We start from the raw sequence: 22,965 nt of genomic DNA, 5'->3' as shown, positions 1-22,965 counted from the left end.
GGCCCGGCGCGCGCACGCGCCGGGCCCCGCCGCGACGCATGGATTTCCCGTGCTCTTTCGCGCATTTGCGACATCAGCGAAGTTCGTCAAGACCACGCGATTTCGGTGTTCCCTGAATAGTTGCTGCGATACGGTTTTCCGCATGGACGACATCGAGTTGGATTTGCCGAGCGTCGCTACTTCCCACAACGCCGGACGAATTCTGGAAATCGGCGCAGTCGGTCTGCGCAACCCACTGCCCATCGACGGTGAACAGACCCACGCCTACGTGTGCTGCGTCGACGGCACCACTCTGCAACTGCCGGACTCACTACAGAACTGGGCCATGCAGACCCTCGCCGCGAACTTCGATCTACGCGCGACCGGCCTACCCTCCCTGTTCCCCTGCCGCTTCGAATTCGGCATCCGCGACGGCGCCGCCTACGCTGTGCCTGTCACCCAGCGGTCGCTGCGCGAGAAGGCGAACGCGTGAGGACCTAGCCAGAGGAGCCGCATGGGCACCGCTTCCGAGGTCGGCGAATTCGCCGAGCAGCACGAGCTGAGCGTGGCCGTCGCCGAGTCGTTGACCGGCGGCAATGTCGCCGCGGCGCTGAGCGCCGCCGGCGACTCCGCGCAGTGGTTTCGCGGTGGTGTCGTGGCCTACTCCACGACCGTCAAACGCGCCCTCCTCGGCGTGCCCGACGTGCCCGTCGTTTCCGAGACCGCGGCGTCGGCCATGGCCGAGGGAGTCCGTTCGCTCATGGACGCCGATGTCGCCGTGTCGACGACCGGCGTCGGCGGGCCGGGTTCCCAAGACGACGAACCGCCGGGTTCGGTGTGGTTCGGGGTCGCGACCCGCGACGTCGCCTGGGCCGTGCACCACAGCTTCGACGGCGGTCCGGAAGAGGTGGTCGAGCAGTCGGTACAGCGCGCGCTCGAACTCCTACTCGCAGCCCTGGCCGGGACGGTGGACTAGGCGATCGGTGGCAGGTGGACCACCTGGCCCGCGTAGGCCAGACCCGCGCCGAAGCCGAGCAGTAGTGCGGTGTCCCCGGAGCGTGCGGCACCGGAGCGGATGAGCTGCTCCATGGCCATCGGAATGGACGCGGCGCTGGTGTTGCCGGTTTCGATGATGTCGCGAGCGATGGCGACTTTCTCGGGCAGATCCAGGGTGCGAACCAGCGCGTCGGTGATGCGGATGTTGGCCTGGTGCGGGACGAAGGCGTCGAGGTCGGCGGCGGTGAGGCCCGCGTGGTCGAGCGCGTCACGGCACGCCTTCTCCAAAAATGTGACGGCCCAGCGGAATACCTCGGTGCCGTTCATCCGGATGTAGGGACGCTGTGAAGTACCGCCGACAGCCTCCGCCGCCGCGACTTCGGCGAAGTACTCCAGAAAATCCTTGTCCTGCTTGATCGCCGAGGTGCGCGCGCCGTCGGAACCCCACGCGACCGGGCCGATCCCCTCCTGCTCGGCCGCACCGACGACCACCGCGCCCGCACCGTCGGCGAAGATGAACGCGCACCCGCGATCGGTGGTGTCGAGCAGATCCGACAGCCGCTCCACCCCGATCACCAGCACCTGGCGCGCCTGACCCGATCGCACCAGATTCGCCGCATCGGCCAGCGCGTAGCAGAAGCCCGCGCAGCCCGCGGAGATGTCGAAGGCGGCGGTGTCGTGCATGCCGAGCTCGGTGGCCACCACCGCGCCCGCCGAGGGACCGAGAACCATCTGCGACGACGTCGCGAGCACCACCGCGTCGATCTGCTCGGCGCTCACCCCCGCTGCCGTGAGCGCGTCACGAGCGGCCGCGACGCTCATCGACACGATCGTCTCGTCGGGTTCGGCCCAGTGCCTGGCGGCGATCCCGGACCGGGTCTTGATCCATTCGTCCGACGACTCGATCGCCTCGACGATCTCGGCGTTGGGCACCACACGGCGCGGGCGGTACACGCCGAGGCCGAGAATTCCCGCGTGGGTGACCGGAACCGCGGTGGCAATGGGGGTGGGCATGGCATCCTCTCCATATGAACCGATCGGTTCACGTAGTACTAGGTCTAACATGAACCGATCGGTTCAATCAAGGGGTAGGAGGAGATCGGATGGCTGCCGGACCGCGCGCCCGACTCATCGAACACACCATCAGCACCGTGCAACAACACGGGGTCCACGCGGCCGCACTGAGCGAACTGCTCAAGCGCAGCAACACCTCGCGCAACTCGCTGTATCAGCACTTCCCTTCCGGCAAAGGCGAACTGGTGCAGACAGCGGCTCGCATCGTGACCCGCCTGGTGTACTCGCACGTGAGCGCGACGGCCGACGCCCTCCAGACCGCGCCCTCGGTGCAGCAGTGGCTCACCGACCTGCTCGCCTTCTGGCGCATCCCCCTGGAAAAATCCGACTACGCCGCGGGCTCGTTCATGATGGCGGCGGCCCTGGACGAACTCGACCCCGCCGTCCAGTCCATCGCGGGCCAGGCCTTCGCCGAATGGACCGCACGGCTGGCCGACGGGATCGTGGCCACCGGGATCGAACGCGCCACCGCGGTGTCGCTGGCCGGTTTCCTGCTCACCACCATCGAGGGCACGATCGTGCACAGCCGCGCGCTCAAGTCCTCACACCCGTTCGACCAGGCGGTCACTCAACTGACGATCCTGTTCAACGTGCACCTGTCCGCGCGCTGAACTCACGAGTTGCTGTGCGCCGCATCCAGTTCGGCGCGCAGGGTGGCGATGATGCGGCGGCGCGCCTTCGCGCCTTCCTGGCTGGGAGTCAGCGGGTAGACGTGCACGAGCCCGGCTTCCTCGTGATAGTCGAGGTCGACGCCCGCCTCGCGCGCCTTCGCCGCCAGCAAGCGGGCGTCGGGGTTGAGGATGTCGTCGGTGCCGGTGAACACGGTGATCGGGCCCAGTCCGGTGAGGTCACCGAACAAGGGGCTGACCAGGGGGTCTTTCATCGAGAGCGCACCGCTCCACAGCCGGCCGAACACCAGGCCGCCGTCGCGACCCAGCCACGGGTCGCGACGGAGCACCGTATCGATCTCGGGATTTTCGAGGGTGAGGTCGAGCGCGGGTGAGATCAGGATCGTGCGAGCGACGGTACGGCCCGCGTCGCGCAGGTGCAGCGCGGTGGACAGCGCGATCTGGCCACCCGCGGAATCACCGGCGAGGAAGGTCGGGCCGTAGCGCTCGGTGGCAGCGACGACCAGTTCGCCGATGCGGGGAATCACCTCGGCCGCGGTGCCGAAGGGGATCAGCGGATAGATCGGAACCGTCACGACGAGGTGGGTCTGCGCGGCGATGCGGGCCGCGAGTTGCCAGTGCTGCGAAGCGATTTCGCCCACCCAGCCGCCACCGTGGGCGTACACGAGAACGCCGCGGGAGATCCCGTCCGACGGCGTGAGCGTATAGATCGGCCAGCCACGGTCGTGGGTCACCGACACCTCGACACCGCGAAGCCTGCGCGGCGGGCCGTAGGCGAGGGGCCGCAGACTGCGCTCGCGCACGTGGGCCCTGGCCATCTCGGCATCGATGTAGTTGCGATTGCGCCGGGTGGCCCGCAGCACTCCCGGAATCACGAACCGACTCATCACACCGGGCACAGCGACCTCCACTCGACAACGAGACCGGCACAGTCCGAGCGCTCGGGCCGAGCGTCGCCGGTGGGTGCCAAGTTACTCCGTGTGGGCGTCAGCCGAGGGGTTGCTCGGTGACATCGGTACGTAAGCTGGTGCCGTTGAGGTCCAGATAGAGCACACCTTCGGTGACCGAAAGGGTGGCGGTGTTGCGGCGATCGACCAGCGCCGCCGCCTCGTCGATGAACGCGCGGTCGAAACTGACCAGCGGGATCCGCGCCACGTTGTGAATCTTCTTGCCCGCGTACTGCGCGAGCACCTTCGCCGGGTCGCGGTGGGTGTACACCGCCGCGCGACCGGCGAGTTTGCTCCCGCGATGGATGCGGTCGGCGTCGGGCGCCCCCACTTCGATCCATGCGGTGGTCCGCCCGGTCATGTCCCGGATCTGCACCGCGGGCTCATCGGTGGCCGAGATCCCGCCCTCACTGAACACGATCCCCTCCTCGTACTGCAGGCAGTACGCGAGGATCCGCGTGATCATGTATTCCATGGTCTCCGACGGGTGCCGAGCAACCCGCAATTCGAGATCCTCGTAGACCCCCCGATCCACGTCGGCGAGCTGAACGGCGAAGTTGTGCAGTGTTGCGCTGAGTGCCATAGGAGTTGCGAGCCTACCGGGGCGTAGCGTCGACGATTCGCGCGCACCGGTTGCACTCGCCGGTCCGGACCGCCAGCATCGCATCATGAGAATCACTCACGTTTCGGCTCTGGCCGCTGTTTTGTTCGCCCTCGGCACGGCAAGCACGGCAACGGCTGCGGCAGAACCGAATCCGGCCGACTCACCCCGCCAGGCCATCGCCCGCGCATACCTCGACGCCCTTGTCTCCCACGACGCGAGCGCGGTCCCCTTCGCCCCCGACGCCACCCGCGTCGAGGTCGGTCTCCAGACCGGCTACTCGGGTCCCCAGCTGACCGCCGACCTGGAAAACGGCCTCCAGTACCGCGTGATCCAAGGCATCCGCGACCTCACCATGTCCGAATCCGGCGACACGGTCACCACCCACTACCTGCTCGACACCGGAGTGGCCGGCATCCGCCTGACCACCGTGGAGATCACCGAGACCTTCGTCATCCCGGTGGACTCCATCCACACGATCGAGGCCACGATCACTCCGGTGCTGTGATCGCTGTCGCGGCCCGGTGGCTCGTCATGCGCTCACTGGTCCGCGTTCAGCAGGTCCCGCGGCGCGGCCTGGCGCCAGGAGTCGGTGATGATGGCTTCCAGCTCCTCGCGGTCGTCGAGGGCGGCCAATCGGACCCGCACCCAGGGGTTGCCCGCCTCGTGCGCGGCGATCCAGAACTTGGCGGGCTCGGCCAGCACCAACTCGTCGCGCTCGACGACCGGGCAGCGCACAGCCATCGAGGTCTCCTCCTCCGGCAGCGTGAGGAACAGCTTGCCCGCGACCTTGAAAATCGGCATGCCCCAGGCGAATTCCTCTACCGTGCGCGGCAGCGACAGGACGTAGGCGCGGACATCGTCCCCGGTGACCTTCATGGCATACATCCTGGCAGCACACACCGACACCGTCGCACCGCTAGTCGACGACGCCGATGGTGGTCACCGATTTACGGGCGCGGGAGGCGGTGATCCGGCGGCCGATCACACCGTGGCGGGGTGCGAAGAGGTACACGAAAGTGAAGGCGACACCCTGGGTGACCACCACCATGCCGCCCGCGGCGGTATCGAGGTGGTAGCTGATGTAGAGGCCGGTGACCGCGCACACCACAGACACGGTGGGGGCGATCACGAGCATGCGGGAGAAGCGATCGGTGAGCAGGTAGGCGGTGGCGCCGGGGATGATGAGCATGGCCACCACCAACACCACGCCGACGGCTTGCAGCGCGACCACCGAGGTCAGGGCCAGCAGGGCCAGCAGGGCGGTACCGAGAACGCGCGGGTTGAGGCCGATCGCGTGGGCATGGGTGGCGTCGAAAGCGTAGAGGGTGAAATCGCGACGTTTCAGCACCAGGGCCACCAGGACAATGGCGGCCAGGATCATGATCTGGACCATCTCGCCGCGGCTCACCCCGAGCAGGTTGCCGAAAACGATGTGGTTCAAGTCGGTTTGGCTCGGCGTCACCGACACCAGCACCAAACCGAAGGCGAACAAGGTGGTGAACACGATGCCGATCGCCGCGTCTTCCTTCACGCGACTCGTATCGCGGACCACCCCGATCAACGCGACCGCGAGGAACCCGAAGATCACCGCGCCCACCGCGAACGGCCAGCCGATGATGTAGGCCAGCACCACCCCCGGCAGCACCGCGTGCGACACCGCGTCACCCATCAGCGACCACCCGATCAGCACCAACCAGCACGACAGCACCGCGCACACCACCGCCGCCGTGACGGTGGTGGCCAGCGCGCGCACCATGAACTCGTAGCGCAGCGGGTCGACGAACAGTTCCTCGAGGCTCATCGGTCTCCGTCCACATCCAGGCCGAAGGCCTTGGCCAGGTTCTCCGGCCGCAACACCACCTCGGGGTCGCCGTGTTCAAGCACTCGGCGGTTCAACAGCACTGCTTCGTCGGCCAATCGGGGCAGGGCGTGCAGATCGTGGGTGGACACCAGGATGGTGGCCCCGCCGGCGGCGAGCTCACGCAACAGCGCGGTGATGGTCGCCTCGGAACGCTTGTCGACACCGGCGAACGGCTCGTCGAGCAGCAGGATCGTGGCCTCCTGGGCGATGCCGCGGGCGACGAACGCGCGCTTCTTCTGGCCACCCGACAACCGGCCGATCTGGCGGTCGGCGAGATCGGTGAGGTCGACGCGGGCCAGCGCCTCGTCGACGGCGGCGCGGTCGGCCCTGCTCGCCCGGCGGGTGAACCCCATCTTCCCGTAGCGCCCGGTCATCACCACATCGCGCACCGACAGCGGGAAGCTCCAGTCCACGTCCTCGGACTGCGGCACGTAACCGAGGCTGCCCGCCTTGCGCGCGGCGACGGGGGCGCGACCGTTGATCAGCACCCGACCGCGGCCGGGCGTGACCAGCCCCATCACGGTTTTGAACAACGTCGATTTGCCCGAGCCGTTCATGCCGATCAGCCCACACACCCGGCCCGACTTCAATGTCAGCTCGACGTTGTCGAGAGCGAGCACATCGCCGTAATGGACTGTCACGTCCTGGATCTCGACCACCGGTGCGGTCATTTCGGTGCTCCGGCCAGTGCGGTCGCGATGGTGTTCGCGTCGTGGCGGATCAGCTGCAGGTACGTCGGCACCGGGCCGTCGGCCTCGGAGAGCGAGTCGACGTAGAGAACGCCGCCGAACCGCGAGCCGGAGGCTTCCACCACGCGTTGCATCGGGGCGTCCGACACCGTCGACTCGCAGAACACGGCGGGGACACCGCGTTGGCGGACGAAGTCGATGGTCGAACCGATCTGCTGCGGGGTGGCCTGCTGTTCGGCGTTGACCGGCCAGATGTACTTCTCGGTCAGGCCGGCGTCGCGGGCGAGGTAGGAGAACGCGCCCTCGCAGGTGACCAGGGCGCGCTGGTCGGCGGGCAGGGTGTTCACCGCCGCGACGAGGTCGTCGCGCACGGCGCCGAGCTGGGTTTTGTAGGCGTCGGCGTTGGCGCGGTAGGCGTCGGCGTGCTCGGGGTCGAGCTCGGTGAACGCGCGGACCATGTTGTCGACGTAGATCTGCGCGTTCACCGGCGACATCCAGGCGTGCGGATTGGGCTTGCCCCGGTAGGCGTCCTCGCTGATGTCCATCGGTGCCACCCCCTCGCTCACCACCGCGTGCGGCACGTCGAGATCGGCGACGAACTGGCCGAACCAGGCCTCCAGGTTGAGGCCGTTGTCCAGGATCAGGTCGGCCTGGGCCGCCTTCCTGATGTCACCCGGGGTCGGTTCGTACCCGTGGATCTCGGCACCCACCTTGGTGATCGATTCGACCCGCAGGTGGTCGCCCGCCACATTCCGCGCCATATCGGCGAGCACCGTGAAGGTGGTGAGGACCACCTTCTTCCCGTCGTCCGCGGAGGTGATCCCCCCACAGGCGGTGAGCGCGAACGTCATGACACCCAGCACGGATGCCGCCAGCACCCGGCGTCGCACCGGCGAACGGTAGAACCCAACCTTCATCCCGGAATTATATTGTTCGGGTACCCGAACTTTCAAGTTCCGGGCTGGAAACAGTCACCCGGACGGCTCAGGATGCCCAGGGCGGGGCGAAGGTGGTGCCGTCGGGAAGTTCCGCGGCGAAGCCGACGCGCACAGTCACCAGCAACGCGGCGGGCTCGTCGGTGGGGTTCGCGAGGGCGATCATCGAGCCCGCGGGTGCGACCGCCGCGTCGCCCGGTTTCATCGGCGTCGATTCGCCGTCGATGGTCATGGTCACCTCCCCCGACACCAGGACGAAAGCCTCCTCGCCCAGGATCCGATGCGGCACACCGACCGAACCGGCGCCGACCTCGGTCTGCCAGACGCACAGCTCGGCACTGCCGGTGCCGGGACGGATCAGGGACGTGAATCGAGCATTGTGCACCTCGTGCACCTGCGCGTCGATGGAGCGGATTATCGGCATTCGAACCTCCATAAGGTCAAGTAACTTGTCCATATGGTCAAGTAGATTGACTATTGTGTCAAGTGCCAGAATGACTGCCGTGCCCGCGAACGCAGACCTGCCCCTCCTGCTGCTCGCGGCAGCGGCCGACGTGACCCAGGCGGTGCACGCCGGGGTCACCGCGGCGGGGTTCACCGACATTCGGCCGACACACGGCTTCGCCTTCGCGCGCATGGCACCCGACGGCGCGACGGTCGGCGAGATCGCCGAGCACCTCGGCGTCACCAAACAGGCAGCCAGCCAACTGGTCGACGAGTTGGTCACCAAGGGCTACGCCGACCGCAACCCACACCCGCGCGATGCGCGGGCCCGCCTGATCACCCTCACCGACCGCGGCTGGGCATGTACGCGAGCCGCCGACGCCGCCCTGGTCGACTTCACCCGGAACTGGTCGCAGACCCTCGGCGCGGCGACGCTCGCCGAGGTCAGCGAGGCGCTGGGTCGTGTCGTCACCCCGGGCCGAGTCCGCCCGAGCTGGTGAACAGACAACCCCCGTAACCAAACGGCGCGGGCCGACGATTTCATATCGGGTACCCAATAATCCGAAGAATTGGATTTTCAAAACCTACGCGGTGTCACGGCGAGCGGCATACTCTCGGATCGAGCGGTGACGCGCCACCGCGGCACCCGGGCCCGACGGCCCGGATTGCGCACTCGTCACACTGTTCGCCACTAACCCGGAGAGTCAATGTCAGTCCTGGCCACCGCTTCATCCACCGTCGACACCGTCACCCGGCACAAGTACGAGCGGCTGCAGTACACCGGCTCGGCCGGCGTCGTCGCCTCGCTCGAGGACGCGCGCCTGGTCGACCGCTGGCGCGCCGATTACCCCGACTGGGACGGCGCCCACTGGGCATTCGACGCGGGCACCGACAGCCCGGGACGGCTGCGCCCGATCAATGTCGCGGTACGCAACAACTGATCAGCGCGACGCGCTGCGCCTGATCGGCACAGCGCGCTCCACCTGACCAGCGCAATGCGCCGTGCCCGATCGGTACTGCGCGCTCCGCCCGACCAGCGCGATGCGCTGGGCCTGATCAGCGCCGGGCGCTCAGCCTGAACTGCGACTGATCAGCGCCGGGGTCCTCCACCTGATCAGGCGGCGCCCGCCGCGGCCTTGCGGTCGATGATCCGCGGGAACGGGCTCGCCGCTTCCAACTGGTAAGCCAGGTCGAGCAGGGTCCGCTCGTCGCCCCTGCGGGCGGCGAGCTGGACCGATCCGGGCAGCCCACTGGGCAGGAGTCCGTGCGGCAGCGAAACGCCGGGTCCGCCGCCGACATTGTTGAGCGGAGTGAAGCCCACGTAGTCGGCGAGTTTGGCCAACAGCGCGTCGAACGGCTGCCCCGGCGCGAGCTCCCCGATACGCGGCGCTGGATGCGACAGCACCGGCGTGAGCAGCGCGTCGACATCGGCGAAATGCTTGTCGTAGGCCGCTACTCCTCCGCGCAGCCGCCATGTCGACACGGCAACGCCGAACGGATTGCGCTTGGCCATCCCGATCAGACCGGTGGTGAACGGGTCGAGTTTGCGCGCATCGAAGCGCCCGCGGTGCCCCAGCCGGAACGACAGTGCCATCGCCGCGGCCATCACCGCCCAGTAGCGCTTGAAGTCCTCGACGAAGCGCGGGTCCACGTCCAGGCGCATCTCGACGATCTCGTGGCCGAGGCCTTCGAGCACCTTCGCCGCAGAGGCCAGGATGACGCCGTTGTCGGCGTGCACCGGTCGGCCGAGGACATCGGCGGTGATCAGGCCGATCCGCAACCGTCGCGCGGTCGGCCCCTCGACCAGCCCGATCGGCGTCAGCTTCGGATTCGCGGCGAATTGTTCGACGGCGGCCAGGTAGTGCGCCGTATCGCGAACCGAGCGGGTGAGCACACCCTCGGCGACCAGATGCACCGGCAACGAGCGGGCGCCGGGCTGGTCGAGCAGCCGGTTGCGGGTGGTTTTCAGACCGACCAGACCGTTGGCCGCGGCCGGGATGCGGATCGAGCCGCCACCGTCGTTGGCATGGGCGATCGGCACCACCCCGGCCGCGACCAGTGCCGCCGATCCGCCAGAGGAAGCGCCGGCCGAGTACTCCGGATTCCACGGATTGCGGGTGGGCGCGCGGTTGGTGAACTCGGTGCTGGCGGTGAGCCCGAACTCCGGCAGCGTCGACTTGCCGAGCACGATCACGCCCGAGTGCAGGAACTGCGCACCGGGACCGCTGGTCACCGTGGCCGGGTGTGGCGTGAACGCGGCAGAGCCGTGACAGCTGGGCAGGCCGGCGATGTCGGTGTTGTCCTTGACGAACGCGGGCACCCCGGCGAACACGCCCGCCGTTTCCGGCGTCGACGCCGCTCGCTCGAAACACGCCACCTGCACGGCGTCCAGACTCGGGTCGACCCGGCGCGTCCGGGCGATCGCGGCCTCGAGCACCTGCGCCCGACTCACTTCTCCCGCGCGCAATGCCGCGGCGACACCGACTGCGTCCAGCGTCCCGAGGGCATCGTCGGTGAATCCGTGTACGGCAGAGCTCATGCCCGCAGCGTAATGCGAGCCGGTGGCCCTTCGCAGCAGTAACGAACTTGCTCGCCGCTCGACTATCGCATTTCTATTGGAAATGGTTATCATTAACATCTTGCTCGAGCTTGGAGGACATGTGGGACACCTGTTGATGGTGGAGAGCTGGGTCGGCTCGATGAGCACCCTGCTCCCGGCGGGAATCAAGAACAGCGGACACGAATTCAGTCTGTTGACCCGAAATCTCGGGCACTACCTGCGGGCCGGGACACCGACGCCGCACCCGCTGCTCGGCGCGGTCAACGTGTTCACCGCCGAGACCAACGACGAGTCGACCCTGTTGCCCTACGTGCGAAAACTGCACCAGACCTTCGGTTTCGACGGGGTCATCACCTCGTGCGACTACTACCTGCCGACCGTCGCCGCGATCGCCACCGAGCTGGGCCTGCCCGGCGCGAGCCGCTCCGCGGTGGCCGACGCCTGCGACAAGTACCGGACCAGGCAGATCTGCCTCGGCGCCGGTGTCGCGGGCCCCGCCTTCGCGGTGGCCGAGCAGTACGACGACATCGTCGGCGCCGCGGCCGAACTCGGCTATCCACTCGTGGTGAAACCGGTCGACCTGTGCGGTGGGATGTTCGTTCGCCGGGTCGACGACCACACCCAGCTGCGCGCGGCAGTCGATGCCATCGCCGGATTCCCGGTCAACGCCCGAGGACAACACCGCTCGCCACGCATCCTGCTGGAGGAATGCCTGGACGGACCGGAATTCAGCGTGGAAACAGTCACCGTGGCCGGGCAGACCACGGTGATCGGGGTGACCGACAAGCAGATCACCGGCGCGCCCTCGTTCATCGAGTCGGGCCACATGTTCCCCGCCGCCCTCGACCCCGCCGACACGAGGGCCGTGGCCGAGCTGGCGGTCGCGGCGATCACCGCGCTCGGACTCGACGCGACGGTCGCGCACACCGAGATCAAACTCGGCCCGCAGGGCCCACGCCTGATCGAGGTGAACCCGCGCCCCGCGGGCAACCGCATCACCGAACTGGTGCGACGGGTCACCGGACTCGACCTCACCGCGGTGCACGCCGAAACGGTGGCGGGCGGAAAGCCCGACGTCACACCACGAGAAACCGGCATCGCGAGCGCGGCCGTCGCCTTCGCCGTGCCCACCCATACCGGCCTGCTGACCAGCGTGGACGGCGCCCAGAACTGGGCGGCCGACACCAGAATCGTCGAACACACACTCGCCGACCCCGGTACCGAGGTGCGCCCCGCCACCGACAACAACACCTACCTCGGTCACGTCATGGTGGTGGATGAAACCTCCCACACCGCAGGCGACCTGGCGCAGCGACTGATCGCCGATCTGCACTTCGAACTCGGCGGCGCGCGATGATCGAATCCGCGCTGCGGCCCGACTCCGTCGCCGAGCTCACCACCTGGGCACGCACCGGGCGACTCGGCCCCGAACCGACGACGCTGCACGCGTCGACGGCCTTCCGCACCGCCTACGGCACCCGGCACGCGGGCCGCGCCCGCGGATACCGCAACGAGGTGCTGAGCCTGCGGGTCGGTGCGGCGGTGGGTTCGTGCGGGCTCGAACCCGGCACGGCCACCGACGATCTGGTCGACAGCTGTGTCGCGGCGACGATCGCGGAGTTGCTCGAGCATCCGGTGCCCGCGGTCCGTATCGCGGCGCTCGACGCCTATCTGATGCATGTTCGTCCGCATCCGTACGCGGGTGGCGCGCTCGGTGCGTCGGTGCTGATCGACGGACCGACCTCGTTGACGAAGTCGCGCCGCCGCGCGAGCGCTGTCGTGGACCTGTTGCCGGCCGGGGTCTCGCGTGTGTTGGTGGTCGGCGTGGTCGGTTCGCTGCTCGCGGAGTTGCGGGCGCGGGCCATCGCCTATCTGCCGTGCGACCTCGCCGGTGGCGTCACCGAGTGGGGTGAGCCGGTGTTCGAGTCCGTCGAGCAGGCCCCGTCGGACTACGACGCGCTGCTGGTCACCGGAATGTCGCTGGGCAACGAGACATTCGACGATTTTCGGGCCACGGCGAACGACCGCGGCCTGCCGCTGGTGCTGTTCGCCCAGACCGGCAGCGCGGTGCTGCCCTGGTTCCTCGGCGCGGGCGTGCACGCGGTCTCGGCCGAGCCCTACCCGTTCTTCTCCCTCGACGGTGGGCCGAGCACCATCCTCACCTACCGAGAGCTGTCATGACCTCACCACAGCCCGCCCTCCTGCAGTTGATCGGCAACACGCCCGCCGTGCCCATCCCGGTCGGAAACAGCTGGTACACAGCCAAACTCGAAGCGGCGAGCGTCGCGGGGATGAAAGCCCGCGCGGCGGTATCGATGTTGCGTGCGGCGTCGGCACGCGGCGAACTGGCACCGGGCGCGCCGATCATCGAATCCACCAGCGGCACTCTCGGACTGGGGCTCGCGCTGGCGTGCAAGGCGCTGGGTCACCCGGTGTTGCTGGTGGTCGACGACGAGCTGGAACCCGATCTGCGCGCCCTGTTCTCGGCGTTCCAGATCCCGCTCGACGTGGTCACCGAGCCACACCCGACCGGCGGCTGGCAGCAGGCCCGGCTCGATCGCCTGGCCGTCCTGCTCGCCGCCACCGAGGGCGCGTACTGGCCCGACCAGTACGACAATCCCGACAACGCGGGTGGTTATCAGGCGATGGGCGAAGAGATCCTCGCCCAGGTGGACGCCGTCGACGTGCTGGTCGCCTCGATCGGTTCCGGCGGGCACTGCGCCGGACTCGCCCGGGTCTTGCGCAGGCGGTGGCCACGCCTGCGGGTGATCGGCGTCGACGCCGTGGGTTCGCGGATCTTCGGCCAGCCCGACCGACGCCGACTCATGCGCGGTCTCGGCAGCAGCATCCTGCCCCGCAATGTCGCCTACGCCGATTTCGACGAGGTGCACTGGGTCGGTGCGGCCGAGGCGGTCGCCTCGTGCCGGCGGCTCGCGGCGGCCACCGGCATCGCGGGCGGCTGGAGCACCGGCGCCGCCGCCCTGGTCGCGGGCTGGGTCGCCGAGCGCGAACCCGACGCCCGGGTCCTGACCGTGTTCCCCGACGGACCGCACCGCTACCTGGGCACCATCTACAACGACGACTGGTGCCGAACCAACGACCTCTTGCGCGCGCCCACCACCGAACCCATCGCGCTCACGACTCCCGACAGCGCCGAGGTGCTCGACTGGGGCCGATGTTCGACCGTCGGTGACCCCGCCGCCACGGCGGCCCGGCACGGGAGCGCCGGATGAGCGGTGCCGACACCTTCCGCGCGCTCCCGGGGGCCGTACGGCTGCTGCTCGTGAATCACCTGGTGGGCCATATCGGTTTCTACCTGCTCGTGCCGTTCCTGGCCGACTACCTGCTCGACGACCTCGCGCTGTCTGCCGCCGTTGTCGGGATCGTGCTCGGAGTGCGCAATCTCAGCCAACAGGGCCTGTTCCTCGTCGGTGGTTCGGCCGCCGATCGGCTCGGCGCGCGCGGCGTCATCATGGTCGGGCTCGCGATCAGGGCGCTCGGCTTCGCGCTGTTCGCCGTCGGCGGTTCGCTGCCGGTGGTGCTGGCCGCCTCGGTGCTCACCGGTTTCGCCGGCGCGCTGTTCAATCCGGCTGTCCGCGCGTTCATCGCCAAGGACAGCGGTGCGCAGTCGGCGCAGGCCTTCGCGCTGTTCAACGTCTTCGGCAATTCGGGCGCCGCGATCGGGCCGGTGCTCGGCACGCTGCTGATCGCCGCCGGGTTCCGGATATCAGCGCTGGTCGCGGCGGCGATCTTCGCCGTGCTCGCGGTGGTGCAGTGGCTGCTGCTGCCCGCGCGACCGATGCCCGCGCACGAAGGCGGGATCGGCGCCGATTTCGCCACGGTGTTCACCGACCGCCGGTTCTGGGCGTTCACCCTCGCGCTGATGCCCATGTTCGCCCTGCAGAGCCAGATCTATTTCCTGTTCACCCTCCAGGCCCAGGACAGCGCGGGGCCGGGCCACGGTCCGGCGGCCGTGGCCGCGTTGTTCGTGGTCGAGACGATCGCGGTGGTGGCATTGCAGGTCAGGGTCACCACCGTGCTGGCACGCAGACCACAGCGAGGGCCCGCGATGGCGCTCGGGATGGCGATCATAGGCGTCGCGTTCCTGGTGCCCCCGGCCTCCGTGGGCCTCCTCGGGGTCGAGGGAAACAGCGTGGCGAGCACGGCGATCCGGGTCGCTCCGGTCGTGGCGGCCGCGGTGCTGCTCGCGATCGGGGTCACCGCGGTGCAACCCTTCGTCAACGAGGCGATCGGGCGCTTCGCCGAAACTCGCCTGACCGGAACCTATTTCGGCGCGTTCTATCTCGCGTCCGGCCTTTTCACCGTTGTCGCCACCTCGGTCACGGGCGCGGTGCTCGACCGCACCGGCGGTCCACTGAGCTGGCCCCCCGCGCTGTTGTGCGCCGCGGCGGGGCTGCTGTCGGCCCTCGCGCTGATGCGACTACACCGCCGCGATCGGCTCCCGGGGCCGGAAGCGGTCGCACCCGAACCGGATGCCGCGAGCCACGCGGCGGTCTCCGGTGGCGACCGGGACCGCACCGACCACCCCGACGAAAGGCGATGAACCCCATGACGATTCATCTCGCCGCACCGGGGATCGGTGTCGGCCGCGCCTACGGCAGCTGCGGCGAGCTGTTGCAGGGCGTCACCGCACAGGATCGGCATTTCCTGGTCACGCTGCCCATCCGTCGCGGCACGGTGGCCGTCTTCGAACCGGGCGGCGACGACATCGCCGTGGCGCCGGCCGGCAAGTCCAAGGCGCAGCGCCTCGCCGGCGCGATGGTCGCCCGATCCGGCCTACTGCGCGGCGGACGACTCACCCTGCACAGCGAACTGCCCGAGGGCAAGGGACTGGCGAGCTCCACCGCCGATCTCGTCGCCACGGCCCGCGCGGTCGCCGACGCCGAGGGCCGGGCCGTGCCGGTCGGCGAACTCGAAGCCGACCTACGCGCCATCGAACCCTCCGACGGCGTCATGTACCCGGGCGCCGTGGCCTACTTCCATCGCGAGGTCCGCTTGCTCGCCCGCCTCGGTACCCTGCCGGCGCTGACGATCGTGGCGGGCGACGAGGGCGGTTCGGTCGACACCGTCGAATTCAACCGGGTCGAACCCAGTTTCAGCCCCGCCGACAAGCGTGAATTCGACCGGCTGCTCGGCGAACTCGGCGGCGCGATCGCGCGCGGCGACACGGCCGCGATCGGCGCGGTGGCCACCCGCAGCGCGGTGCTGAGCGCGGCATCGCGGGAACGTCCACATCTGGACGCGACGATCCGGGCGGCACGCGCGATCGGCGCGATCGGCGTCGTCGTCGCCCACAGCGGCACCACCACCGCGATCCTGCTCGCCGACCACGACCCGCGCCTGCGCGAGCAGATCATCGCCGCGCAACGGATCTGCGCCGACTTCGCCTGCTCGGTCACGGTGCACCACTCGTGGCGTCCCGGCGTGCACGCCGAGCAGCGCGTAGCCGCCGCCGACCATCCCCACCTGTTGAGCATTCCCCGAACAGAGAGCACGCCCCGATGATCACCGTCGAGAAGATCCATTTCACCTACGACGGACGAATCACGCTCGACGACATCAGCTTTCAGGTCGATCCGGGCAGCACACTGGGACTGATCGGCCCGAACGGGTCGGGCAAGTCCACGCTGTTGCGGTTGATGTACCGGGCACTGCGCCCGGCGGGCGGGTCCGTCGTCATCGATTCGACCCCGGTGCGAGGATTGCGCGGGCGTGAGCTCGCGAGCCGCCTTGCCGTTGTCGCGCAGGAAGCGCCACCCGACACCCCGGTCACCGTGGCCGAGACGGTGCTGCTCGGCAGGTCGCCGTGGGTCGGTGCCTTCCAGGGGTATTCGCGGGCCGACCGGATCGCCGCCGCGGCCGCGCTCGAGCACGTCGGGGCACGGGCACTGGCCGAGCGACGGTTCGCCACGCTGTCCGGCGGTGAACGTCAGCGCGTCCTGATCGCCAGGGCACTCGCCCAGCAGGCCGACCACCTGCTGCTCGACGAGCCGACCAACCATCTCGACATCCGGTACCAGCACGAATTGCTCGCTCTCGTCCGCGGTCTCACCACGACCACCACCGTGGTGGTGCTCCACGAACTGAATCTGGCCGCTCGCTATTGCGATCGGCTCGTCCTGCTCGACCAGGGCCGTGTCGCCGCCGCCGGAACCGTCGCCGAGGTCCTCACCCCGCAGATCCTCGAACCCGTCTACAAGATCCCGGTCCGGCGAACCTCCGCCTTCGGCGCCGTCCAACTCCTGTTCGGCCCCGCCACCGACCTCGACCCACTCGAGACGGCCGACTCCACCCACCTCGAGGACGACACCTTGTCGAGCGCCGACATCCCCGCCATCAGCGCCGATTCCCCCGCGGCCGAGACGAGAGAGGCGGCCACGCGATGACCGCGACCCTGGTGGCCGATCCGGCCGTCGACGACCTCGACCACGCCCGGCACCGTGGCCGCACGGTGCTGCTGACCGTGGGACTGACGGTCGCGCTGGCCCTCACGCTGGTGATCGCGGCCGGGCTAGGACCGGTCGCTGTCCCGCCGGGCACGGTGGCGCGCATCATCGGCCACCACACCTTCGGTCACCCGGTGACCGTGGACTGGACGACGGCCCAGGACTCCATCGTGTGGCTGGTGCGGGTGCCGCGCGTGCTGCTCGGCGCGCTCGTCGGAGCCGCGCTGGCGATCACCGGCGCGGTCTTGCAGACCATCGTGCGCAATGTGCTCGCCGATCCGCACATTCTCGGCGTCACCTCGGGCGCCTCCACCGGCGCCGCCGTGTACCTGCTGTTCGGGGTCGCCGCGGCCACCACAGCGACCGCGCTCGCGGCGAGCGCCTTCGCCGGCGCGCTCATCGCCACCGCGCTGTTGTTCGTGATCTCCCGGATCAACGGGCAGCTCACCTCGCTGCGACTATTGCTCGGCGGAGTCACCATCGGCTACATCTTCTCGGCCGCGACCAGCTTCCTGATCTTCGCCTCCGATCGGCCCGAAGGCGCACGCACCGTGCTGTTCTGGCTGCTCGGCTCGCTCGCACCGGCCGCCTGGTCCTCGGTCGCCACGACGGTGGCCGTCGTCGCGGTGTCGCTGATCGCGGTGTTGCTGATGGCGCCCCGGCTGGACGCGCTGGCCGCCGGTGACGACACCGCGCGCACGCTGGGCATCGCACCGAACCGCCTTCGCCTCTGGGCGTTACTGATCGTGGCCCTGGCCGTCGGTGCGGTGGTCGCGGTCGCGGGTGCGATCGGTTTCGTCGGGCTGATCGTGCCGCATGTGGCCCGGCTGTGCACCGGCGGCACGCACCGGCATCTGCTCGTGGTCAGTGCGCTGATCGGCGCGCTGTTCCTGGTCGTGGCCGACGTGGCGGCCCGCACCGTCTTCGCGCCGCGCGAACTGCCCATCGGCATCGTCACCGCCGCCGTCGGCGCACCGCTGCTGCTGGTGCTCATCCGCCGCTTCCGCGCGCCCGGCGCCTCCTGAGTTTTTCGTAAACCCTTCCCTACCAACTGTTGAGGAACAACGATCACCGTGTTCACAGGTGTCATCTCCGCCCGCCGCTGCGCGGTCCCCGTCCTAACCCTGCTCACCAGCGCGCTCGTCGCCGGTTGCGGCGCACCGGAGCCGGCCACCGCACCGGCGGAAAGCGGCTTTCCCCTGACGATTTCGAGCTGCGGCCGTGATGTCACCTTCACCGCACCGCCGCAGCGTGTCGTCACGGTCGGCTCCATCGCCGCACCGCTGATCGCCGCCGCGGGTGCCGCCGACCGAATCGTCACCCGCACCTTCGAGGCCGCCGCCTTCCCCGGCGAATACGCCGCCGCGCTCGAGGGCATCGAGATCACCGCGCCCACCGCGGAACTCGCGCGCGAGGAGATCATCAGCCGCTCCCCCGACCTCGTTGTCAGCGTCGAAGGGCTCTCGGTGACCCCCGACGACCTCGCCCAGGTGAACATCCCGCTGATCGTCACCCGCGGCTACTGCCGCGACGCGGCAGGCACCTTCGACGACGTCTTCGCCGACATCACCCTCTACGGCAAGCTCTTCGGCACCGCGAACGCAGCAGACGCCGAGGTCGACACGTTGAAGCAGCGAGTCACGGCCGTGACCGAACGCCACCGCGGCACAACGACTCCCCGTCCGGCCGCCGCGCTGATCCTGTCGCGCGACGGCGCCCAGCTCAAGGCCTACGGTGCCAAGAGCACCGTCCACGAACAGATGAAGATCCTGGGCCTGGGCAATGTGTACGGCCAGATCGACAAGCGCAACTTCGAAGCCAACACCGAGACCCTCATCGCCGCGGACCCCGAGGTGATCATCTTGCTCACCCAGGGCGACCAGACGCCCGACTCGGTACGCACCGCGCTGCGCCAGCGTCCCGAACTGGCCGGTCTGCGCGCGATCCGCGAGAACCGGATCATCGTGGCCCCCTTCGGTTACACCGGACCGGGACCGGTAGCCGTCGAGGGCCTGGAAGTCCTCGATCGCGAACTGGCGCAGGTGCGATGACCGCCACCACCACCGACTATCTCGTTCGCGAGGCAGGCCCGGCAGACCTCGCGGGCGCGCGCAGCGTCATGCTCGACACCTTCTACCAGGTATTCGGGATCGGCTATCTGCCCGAGTACCACCAGGACGTGATCGACCCGGAGTCCGCCTACCTGCGGCATCCGCGGCACCGGCTGTGGGTCGCCGAGCACGAGGGCGTCATCGTCGGCACCACCGCGATCCGAGCCAAGGGTCCCGCGCATCCACCGCATCCGGCCGAGCTCGCGCGCCGCTATCCCGACGAGACCACCGCACAACTGTTCCGGGTCTACGTCCGGCCGCAGCATCATCGGCGCGGGCTGGCCACCCGACTGGTGACCACCGCGGTCGAGCACGTGCGCGCCACCCCGGAATTCGAGCGACTGTACCTGCACACCGACGCGCGAACGCCCGGAGCGCTGGAATTCTGGCAGACCTTCGGCCACATCGTGCACGACGCGCGCGGTCCGCACGACGGTTTCCAGACGGTGCACCTGGAGATCGCGCTGGAGCGCGACGGGCAACAGCCGCGCTGACGGTCGACGCTGGCGCGGTGGCGGCATACACGGCACTATCGAAGTCGTGGAACTCTTGCGAATCACGCGACGATCGGGTGCTCGGTCGTGACCGCGCTGGCGCCCGGCGAGAACCGGCCCGCCCCCGGTGATCAGTTGACCGTCACCGTGGCGAGTTCGGCGTCGGTCGATGTGTCGGCGCTGCTGGTGAACACCGCGGGCACCGTACGTTCCGACGCCGACTTCGTCTTCTTCAATCAGCCCACCGGACCGGGCGTGGTGTACCGGCACGGCAACGGCGGGCCCGACGTGGTGGGCGTACAGACCTCGTCGCTGCCCACCGATGTGGACAAGGTGGTGATCACCGCGAGCCTCGACGGTCGTGGACCCGCGACCTTCGCCTCGGTCGGCGCCCTGACCACCACCATCGAATCCGGCTCCACCACACTGACTTTCCCGATTTCGGGGCTCACCACCGAGAGTGGTGTGGTGTGCGTGGAGATCTACCGGCGCAGCGGAGCCTGGAAGGTTCGGGCGGTCGGACAGGGGTACGACGACGGGTTGGCCGGGATCGCTTCGGCTTTCGGCGTCAACCTCGACGACGAGCCCGACGTCCCCGCCGCACAGAGTGTTGCGGTGCCGCCGAGTCAGCCGCCCGCCTATCCGCCCGCGGGCGCACCCCCCGCCCCCGACCACCGCGGCCCCGGCCAGCCGGGACAATTCGCGCAGCCGCCCGCCTATCCGGGGGCTCCCGCGCCCACCTATCCCGGCCACGGTGCCCCACCCGCGCCACAGCCGCAACCCTCGTTCTCTTCTCAGCAAGGAGCCCAGCCCGTGCACAGCGATCTGTTCGACCCCTCGCATGCCGAGGTCAACGGCCTCGGTATCCAGAAGCAGGGCGGCAAGATGGTGAAGGTCGGCATGAACGGGGAGGTGATGGCGCGGGCCGGGTCGATGGTGGCCTATCAGGGTGACCTGAAATTCGAAGCGCTCGGCTCCGGCGGCATCGGCCGCGCCATTCGCCAGCACCTCACCGGCGAAGGCGTGCCGCTGATGAAGGTGACCGGCCGCGGCGACCTGTTCCTGGCCAACAGCGCCGCCGACGTGCACATCATCGACCTCGACGGCACCGACGGCCTCACCATCAACGGCGCCAACGTGCTCGCCTTCGACTCCACGCTGCGCTACGACATCGGCCGCGTCCAGGGCGCCGCGGGCTACGCCTCCAACGCGGGCCTGTTCAACTGCGTGTTCACCGGGCGCGGCCGCATCGCGATCACCACCCACGGCAGTCCCGTCGTCCTCACCGTCGACCAGGCCACCTACGCCGACCCCAATGCCGCCGTGGCGTGGTCTTCCAGCTTGCAGACCGGCATCAAGCGCAACGACTCCTTCGGCCTCGGCCGGCTGATGGGCCGCAGCACCGGCGAGGCCAGCACCCTCGCCTTCTCCGGCCGCGGCTTCGTCATCGTCCAACCCTCCGAACTCCCGCCGGGCGGCCTGATCGGCGGCACCGGCGGCGGCCAGCAGGCAGGCACCGGCGGCGGCATCTTCGGCTGACACCCCCGGACACGGCAAAGGCCGATACCCCGCCCCTCCGGCGGGTATCGGCCTTTGTCGTGTGCGCTAGTTCGCGCGCTCCTTGCGAGCTTGGCGGCGGGCCTCACGCATGTCGTTGAGTTCCTGCTCCAGGCTTTCCGCGATGCGGAACTGGCCGGTGTCGTAGATGCTGGTGGGCTCGATCGCCTCGTAGCCGAAGTTGGCCTCGGCGAACGCCTTTTCGACGCGAGCCTCGATGTCGGAGATGGCGCTCTTGCGGGCGGCCGGGACCGAATCGGTGGCCGGTTCGGGCTTGGCCGCTTCCTTGGGCGGCTCCGGCGCCACCACGGGGGCGGGAGCGGATTTCTTGGCGGTGGCTTTGTCCGCGGAGGACGGTTTGCCGATGCCGAAACGCTTGCGCTTCTCCGGTGGGCGGCCGTTGCCGTTGGCGATCGGCTCGGTGGGGGTCCAGGCGGGTTCGCGGGTGATCGGCGTCGTAGGGGCCGTTTCCGCGGCGGCGATCGCCTCGGCCCGAGCCGCGCCCGTCATCGGCGGGGTGTAGGTGAGGCGCACACCCTCGGTGGCCTGGCGGCCGAGGATGTTGTCGGCCGGGTCGGGCAGGTCCCTGACCTGGCTGGTGGCCCGGGTGATGGCCAGGCCGTAGCGGGCGCTGACCGCGTCGTGGATCAGCAGCGCGACGCCGATCATCACCGGCGCGACCGCGTGCACGGCGACGTCGTACCACCGACCGTCGCGCACGTAGGGATAGGTGTTGAGGGTGACGGTGAGCCCGAGCAGCGCGAGCTCGGCGAGCGCGACCTGGCGGCGGTTGTCGATCACGCCCCACTCGGCGACCTTGTTCGTGCCGACCATGATGATGATCAGGCACACGCTGATCATGGCCTCGAGCAGATAGCTGAACCAGAACAGCGGATCACTCGGCCCACCGGGCGCGATGTTCTGCTGGACGTTCACCGCCGACCACAGCATGCCGGCGCCGACAACGCCCGCCAGCGCCTTCAGCGACCACGAACGGTGCCGGTACAGCGAAGCGAGCTTCGCGTGCGGGCTCGATTCGCGCCGCTGGGCGGCCATCGCCTTCCTGGCGAGCAGCAGATCTCGCATGTCGGCCTTCTCGATCGCTTCGGTGGTCTGTCGGCTGCGGTCCGATGCGGACGCCATCGCCTGGGTGTGCTTCCAGCGCTGTTCGCGATCCTGTTCACGGATGCGTTCGGCGAGTTCGCGTTCGGCGCGCAGCTCGTCTTCGGAGAGCGCGTCGGTGAGAGCCGGATCGAATTGGTAGGCGAGGCGCCCCCGGGCACGTTCGACTCGCTGGGCGAGCTGGCTGACGTCATCCTCGAGACCGGACTCGATCGTCATGCCAGACCACCGCCCAGGGCGCGCGAAGGCAGGCAGGTGACCACACGTGTGAACGGCACAGGCCATTCTTAGTCGATATACCCTCGAGCGCGAAACCGATGCTCGCACACGGCACCCCGAACACGGCGCGCCGCGCGCGACACGCCCAACAATTTCGGTCAGTCATTCGATCTGCGAAGATAATCCCCCGCCGCCGTCGGAGCCGGAGTTTCCGGCAGTTCGGTGCCCGACCGTTGCCGAACGCCGCTCCCCGACAACCCGACCCGGCCGGATCGAC

The 22,965-nt window shown here is 69.0% G+C and carries 26 protein-coding genes; 16 read left to right on the top strand and 10 right to left on the bottom strand.

Annotation, left to right across the window (positions count from 1 at the left end):
* Positions 1-142 precede the first annotated feature (142 nt).
* Complete coding sequence (locus ACFWUR_RS28600) at positions 143-472, top strand: hypothetical protein (protein ID WP_378910962.1); 330 nt, start codon at positions 143-145, stop codon at positions 470-472.
* A 21-nt stretch (positions 473-493) separates the two neighbouring features.
* Entirely contained in the window at positions 494-955 is a 462-nt protein-coding gene (locus ACFWUR_RS28595; RefSeq protein WP_378910961.1) for a CinA family protein, read from the top strand.
* On the opposite strand, the gene ACFWUR_RS28590 is transcribed toward ACFWUR_RS28595, so the two are convergent.
* Entirely contained in the window at positions 952-1,989 is a 1,038-nt protein-coding gene (locus tag ACFWUR_RS28590; RefSeq protein ID WP_378910959.1) for a beta-ketoacyl-ACP synthase 3, read from the bottom strand. The genes ACFWUR_RS28595 and ACFWUR_RS28590 overlap by 4 nt on opposite strands.
* A gap of 89 nt (positions 1,990-2,078) precedes the next feature.
* Here ACFWUR_RS28590 and ACFWUR_RS28585 point away from each other — a divergent pair, with 89 nt between their 5' ends.
* A complete protein-coding gene (locus ACFWUR_RS28585) occupies positions 2,079-2,660 on the top strand; it encodes a TetR/AcrR family transcriptional regulator (RefSeq protein ID WP_378910958.1) in 582 nt (193 codons plus the stop codon).
* Positions 2,661-2,662: 2 nt separating this feature from the next.
* Here the strand turns inward: ACFWUR_RS28585 and ACFWUR_RS28580 are convergent, their stop codons facing one another.
* Positions 2,663-3,565, bottom strand: coding sequence for an alpha/beta hydrolase fold domain-containing protein (locus tag ACFWUR_RS28580; protein WP_378910957.1), 903 nt, complete (start codon positions 3,563-3,565; stop codon positions 2,663-2,665).
* Positions 3,566-3,665: 100 nt separating this feature from the next.
* Positions 3,666-4,208 carry a YaeQ family protein gene (locus tag ACFWUR_RS28575; RefSeq protein ID WP_378910955.1) on the bottom strand — a complete coding sequence of 181 codons (543 nt, stop codon included), beginning with the start codon at positions 4,206-4,208 and terminating at the stop codon, positions 3,666-3,668.
* Between the two features lie 85 nt (positions 4,209-4,293).
* Here ACFWUR_RS28575 and ACFWUR_RS28570 point away from each other — a divergent pair, with 85 nt between their 5' ends.
* Positions 4,294-4,734, top strand: coding sequence for a hypothetical protein (locus ACFWUR_RS28570; RefSeq protein ID WP_378910953.1), 441 nt, complete (start codon positions 4,294-4,296; stop codon positions 4,732-4,734).
* 32 nt (positions 4,735-4,766) lie between these two features.
* Here the strand turns inward: ACFWUR_RS28570 and ACFWUR_RS28565 are convergent, their stop codons facing one another.
* The 5 genes from ACFWUR_RS28565 to ACFWUR_RS28545 form a co-directional block, all read right to left on the bottom strand.
* The gene (locus tag ACFWUR_RS28565; protein WP_378910952.1) at positions 4,767-5,105 is read right to left on the bottom strand and encodes an MmcQ/YjbR family DNA-binding protein; all 339 of its coding nucleotides are present in this window, start codon (positions 5,103-5,105) and stop codon (positions 4,767-4,769) included.
* A 40-nt stretch (positions 5,106-5,145) separates the two neighbouring features.
* Positions 5,146-6,030 carry a metal ABC transporter permease gene (locus tag ACFWUR_RS28560; protein WP_378910950.1) on the bottom strand — a complete coding sequence of 295 codons (885 nt, stop codon included), beginning with the start codon at positions 6,028-6,030 and terminating at the stop codon, positions 5,146-5,148.
* Positions 6,027-6,761, bottom strand: a complete 735-nt coding sequence (locus ACFWUR_RS28555; RefSeq protein ID WP_378910949.1) for a metal ABC transporter ATP-binding protein — start codon at positions 6,759-6,761, stop codon at positions 6,027-6,029. The genes ACFWUR_RS28560 and ACFWUR_RS28555 overlap by 4 nt, the downstream gene beginning before the upstream one ends.
* Positions 6,758-7,696 (bottom strand): metal ABC transporter substrate-binding protein, encoded by a 939-nt coding sequence (locus ACFWUR_RS28550; protein ID WP_378910947.1) that lies wholly within the window; start codon positions 7,694-7,696, stop codon positions 6,758-6,760. Before ACFWUR_RS28550 ends, ACFWUR_RS28555 begins: the two co-directional genes overlap by 4 nt.
* Positions 7,697-7,763: 67 nt before the next feature.
* Positions 7,764-8,138 carry a cupin domain-containing protein gene (locus tag ACFWUR_RS28545; RefSeq protein ID WP_378910945.1) on the bottom strand — a complete coding sequence of 125 codons (375 nt, stop codon included), beginning with the start codon at positions 8,136-8,138 and terminating at the stop codon, positions 7,764-7,766.
* Positions 8,139-8,217: 79 nt separating this feature from the next.
* Here ACFWUR_RS28545 and ACFWUR_RS28540 point away from each other — a divergent pair, with 79 nt between their 5' ends.
* Together ACFWUR_RS28540 and ACFWUR_RS28535 are read left to right on the top strand one after the other, a co-directional pair.
* Positions 8,218-8,658, top strand: a complete 441-nt coding sequence (locus ACFWUR_RS28540) for a MarR family winged helix-turn-helix transcriptional regulator (RefSeq protein ID WP_378910943.1) — start codon at positions 8,218-8,220, stop codon at positions 8,656-8,658.
* A 207-nt stretch (positions 8,659-8,865) separates the two neighbouring features.
* Entirely contained in the window at positions 8,866-9,099 is a 234-nt protein-coding gene (locus ACFWUR_RS28535; protein WP_378910941.1) for a hypothetical protein, read from the top strand.
* 173 nt (positions 9,100-9,272) lie between these two features.
* Here ACFWUR_RS28535 and ACFWUR_RS28530 read toward each other — a convergent pair whose 3' ends face one another.
* Entirely contained in the window at positions 9,273-10,697 is a 1,425-nt protein-coding gene (locus ACFWUR_RS28530) for an amidase (RefSeq protein ID WP_378910940.1), read from the bottom strand.
* 100 nt (positions 10,698-10,797) lie between these two features.
* On the opposite strand from ACFWUR_RS28530, the gene ACFWUR_RS28525 reads away from it, so the two are divergent.
* From ACFWUR_RS28525 to ACFWUR_RS28480, 10 genes are all read left to right on the top strand, one after another.
* Positions 10,798-12,075, top strand: a complete 1,278-nt coding sequence (locus ACFWUR_RS28525) for an ATP-grasp domain-containing protein (protein WP_378910938.1) — start codon at positions 10,798-10,800, stop codon at positions 12,073-12,075.
* On the top strand, positions 12,072-12,899 hold the full coding sequence (locus ACFWUR_RS28520; protein WP_378910937.1) for a hypothetical protein: 828 nt from the start codon (positions 12,072-12,074) through the stop codon (positions 12,897-12,899). The genes ACFWUR_RS28525 and ACFWUR_RS28520 overlap by 4 nt, the downstream gene beginning before the upstream one ends.
* Positions 12,896-13,951, top strand: coding sequence for a PLP-dependent cysteine synthase family protein (locus ACFWUR_RS28515; protein WP_378910936.1), 1,056 nt, complete (start codon positions 12,896-12,898; stop codon positions 13,949-13,951). Before ACFWUR_RS28520 ends, ACFWUR_RS28515 begins: the two co-directional genes overlap by 4 nt.
* Positions 13,948-15,282, top strand: a complete 1,335-nt coding sequence (locus tag ACFWUR_RS28510) for an MFS transporter (RefSeq protein ID WP_378910935.1) — start codon at positions 13,948-13,950, stop codon at positions 15,280-15,282. Before ACFWUR_RS28515 ends, ACFWUR_RS28510 begins: the two co-directional genes overlap by 4 nt.
* A 5-nt stretch (positions 15,283-15,287) precedes the next feature.
* Complete coding sequence (locus ACFWUR_RS28505; RefSeq protein ID WP_378910933.1) at positions 15,288-16,244, top strand: hypothetical protein; 957 nt, start codon at positions 15,288-15,290, stop codon at positions 16,242-16,244.
* Positions 16,241-17,125, top strand: coding sequence for an ABC transporter ATP-binding protein (locus tag ACFWUR_RS28500; protein ID WP_378910931.1), 885 nt, complete (start codon positions 16,241-16,243; stop codon positions 17,123-17,125). Before ACFWUR_RS28505 ends, ACFWUR_RS28500 begins: the two co-directional genes overlap by 4 nt.
* Positions 17,122-18,210 carry a FecCD family ABC transporter permease gene (locus tag ACFWUR_RS28495; RefSeq protein WP_378910929.1) on the top strand — a complete coding sequence of 363 codons (1,089 nt, stop codon included), beginning with the start codon at positions 17,122-17,124 and terminating at the stop codon, positions 18,208-18,210. The genes ACFWUR_RS28500 and ACFWUR_RS28495 overlap by 4 nt, the downstream gene beginning before the upstream one ends.
* 48 nt (positions 18,211-18,258) lie before the next feature.
* Positions 18,259-19,236, top strand: a complete 978-nt coding sequence (locus ACFWUR_RS28490; RefSeq protein ID WP_378910928.1) for an ABC transporter substrate-binding protein — start codon at positions 18,259-18,261, stop codon at positions 19,234-19,236.
* On the top strand, positions 19,233-19,790 hold the full coding sequence (locus ACFWUR_RS28485; protein WP_378910925.1) for a GNAT family N-acetyltransferase: 558 nt from the start codon (positions 19,233-19,235) through the stop codon (positions 19,788-19,790). The genes ACFWUR_RS28490 and ACFWUR_RS28485 overlap by 4 nt, the downstream gene beginning before the upstream one ends.
* An 87-nt stretch (positions 19,791-19,877) precedes the next feature.
* Positions 19,878-21,329 (top strand): AIM24 family protein, encoded by a 1,452-nt coding sequence (locus ACFWUR_RS28480; protein WP_378910923.1) that lies wholly within the window; start codon positions 19,878-19,880, stop codon positions 21,327-21,329.
* Between the two features lie 66 nt (positions 21,330-21,395).
* Here ACFWUR_RS28480 and ACFWUR_RS28475 read toward each other — a convergent pair whose 3' ends face one another.
* Positions 21,396-22,688 carry a hypothetical protein gene (locus ACFWUR_RS28475; protein ID WP_378910921.1) on the bottom strand — a complete coding sequence of 431 codons (1,293 nt, stop codon included), beginning with the start codon at positions 22,686-22,688 and terminating at the stop codon, positions 21,396-21,398.
* Between the last annotated feature and the right edge of the window lie 277 nt (positions 22,689-22,965).

It is taken from the genome of Nocardia sp. NPDC058633 (genome assembly GCF_042717045.1).
Taxonomy (GTDB): Bacteria; Actinomycetota; Actinomycetes; order Mycobacteriales; family Mycobacteriaceae; genus Nocardia.
The sequence above is the reverse complement of the archived record's forward strand: the minus strand, read 5'-3'. Positions and strand labels throughout refer to the sequence as shown.

Bases quoted from the DNA above. Each gene is read 5' to 3' on its own strand.
- ACFWUR_RS28510 (WP_378910935.1), top strand. From the start codon at position 13,948: ATGAGCGGTGCCGACACCTTCCGCGCGCTCCCGGGGGCCGTACGGCTG.
- ACFWUR_RS28600 (WP_378910962.1), top strand. From the start codon at position 143: ATGGACGACATCGAGTTGGATTTGCCGAGCGTCGCTACTTCCCACAAC.
- ACFWUR_RS28555 (WP_378910949.1), bottom strand. From the start codon at position 6,761: ATGACCGCACCGGTGGTCGAGATCCAGGACGTGACAGTCCATTACGGC.
- ACFWUR_RS28595 (WP_378910961.1), top strand. From the start codon at position 494: ATGGGCACCGCTTCCGAGGTCGGCGAATTCGCCGAGCAGCACGAGCTG.
- ACFWUR_RS28500 (WP_378910931.1), top strand. From the start codon at position 16,241: ATGATCACCGTCGAGAAGATCCATTTCACCTACGACGGACGAATCACG.
- ACFWUR_RS28570 (WP_378910953.1), top strand. From the start codon at position 4,294: ATGAGAATCACTCACGTTTCGGCTCTGGCCGCTGTTTTGTTCGCCCTC.
- ACFWUR_RS28530 (WP_378910940.1), bottom strand. From the start codon at position 10,697: ATGAGCTCTGCCGTACACGGATTCACCGACGATGCCCTCGGGACGCTG.
- ACFWUR_RS28590 (WP_378910959.1), bottom strand. From the start codon at position 1,989: ATGCCCACCCCCATTGCCACCGCGGTTCCGGTCACCCACGCGGGAATT.
- ACFWUR_RS28565 (WP_378910952.1), bottom strand. From the start codon at position 5,105: ATGAAGGTCACCGGGGACGATGTCCGCGCCTACGTCCTGTCGCTGCCG.
- ACFWUR_RS28485 (WP_378910925.1), top strand. From the start codon at position 19,233: ATGACCGCCACCACCACCGACTATCTCGTTCGCGAGGCAGGCCCGGCA.
- ACFWUR_RS28560 (WP_378910950.1), bottom strand. From the start codon at position 6,030: ATGAGCCTCGAGGAACTGTTCGTCGACCCGCTGCGCTACGAGTTCATG.
- ACFWUR_RS28475 (WP_378910921.1), bottom strand. From the start codon at position 22,688: ATGACGATCGAGTCCGGTCTCGAGGATGACGTCAGCCAGCTCGCCCAG.
- ACFWUR_RS28580 (WP_378910957.1), bottom strand. From the start codon at position 3,565: ATGAGTCGGTTCGTGATTCCGGGAGTGCTGCGGGCCACCCGGCGCAAT.
- ACFWUR_RS28515 (WP_378910936.1), top strand. From the start codon at position 12,896: ATGACCTCACCACAGCCCGCCCTCCTGCAGTTGATCGGCAACACGCCC.
- ACFWUR_RS28545 (WP_378910945.1), bottom strand. From the start codon at position 8,138: ATGCCGATAATCCGCTCCATCGACGCGCAGGTGCACGAGGTGCACAAT.
- ACFWUR_RS28520 (WP_378910937.1), top strand. From the start codon at position 12,072: ATGATCGAATCCGCGCTGCGGCCCGACTCCGTCGCCGAGCTCACCACC.
- ACFWUR_RS28495 (WP_378910929.1), top strand. From the start codon at position 17,122: ATGACCGCGACCCTGGTGGCCGATCCGGCCGTCGACGACCTCGACCAC.
- ACFWUR_RS28585 (WP_378910958.1), top strand. From the start codon at position 2,079: ATGGCTGCCGGACCGCGCGCCCGACTCATCGAACACACCATCAGCACC.
- ACFWUR_RS28535 (WP_378910941.1), top strand. From the start codon at position 8,866: ATGTCAGTCCTGGCCACCGCTTCATCCACCGTCGACACCGTCACCCGG.
- ACFWUR_RS28550 (WP_378910947.1), bottom strand. From the start codon at position 7,696: ATGAAGGTTGGGTTCTACCGTTCGCCGGTGCGACGCCGGGTGCTGGCG.
- ACFWUR_RS28575 (WP_378910955.1), bottom strand. From the start codon at position 4,208: ATGGCACTCAGCGCAACACTGCACAACTTCGCCGTTCAGCTCGCCGAC.
- ACFWUR_RS28505 (WP_378910933.1), top strand. From the start codon at position 15,288: ATGACGATTCATCTCGCCGCACCGGGGATCGGTGTCGGCCGCGCCTAC.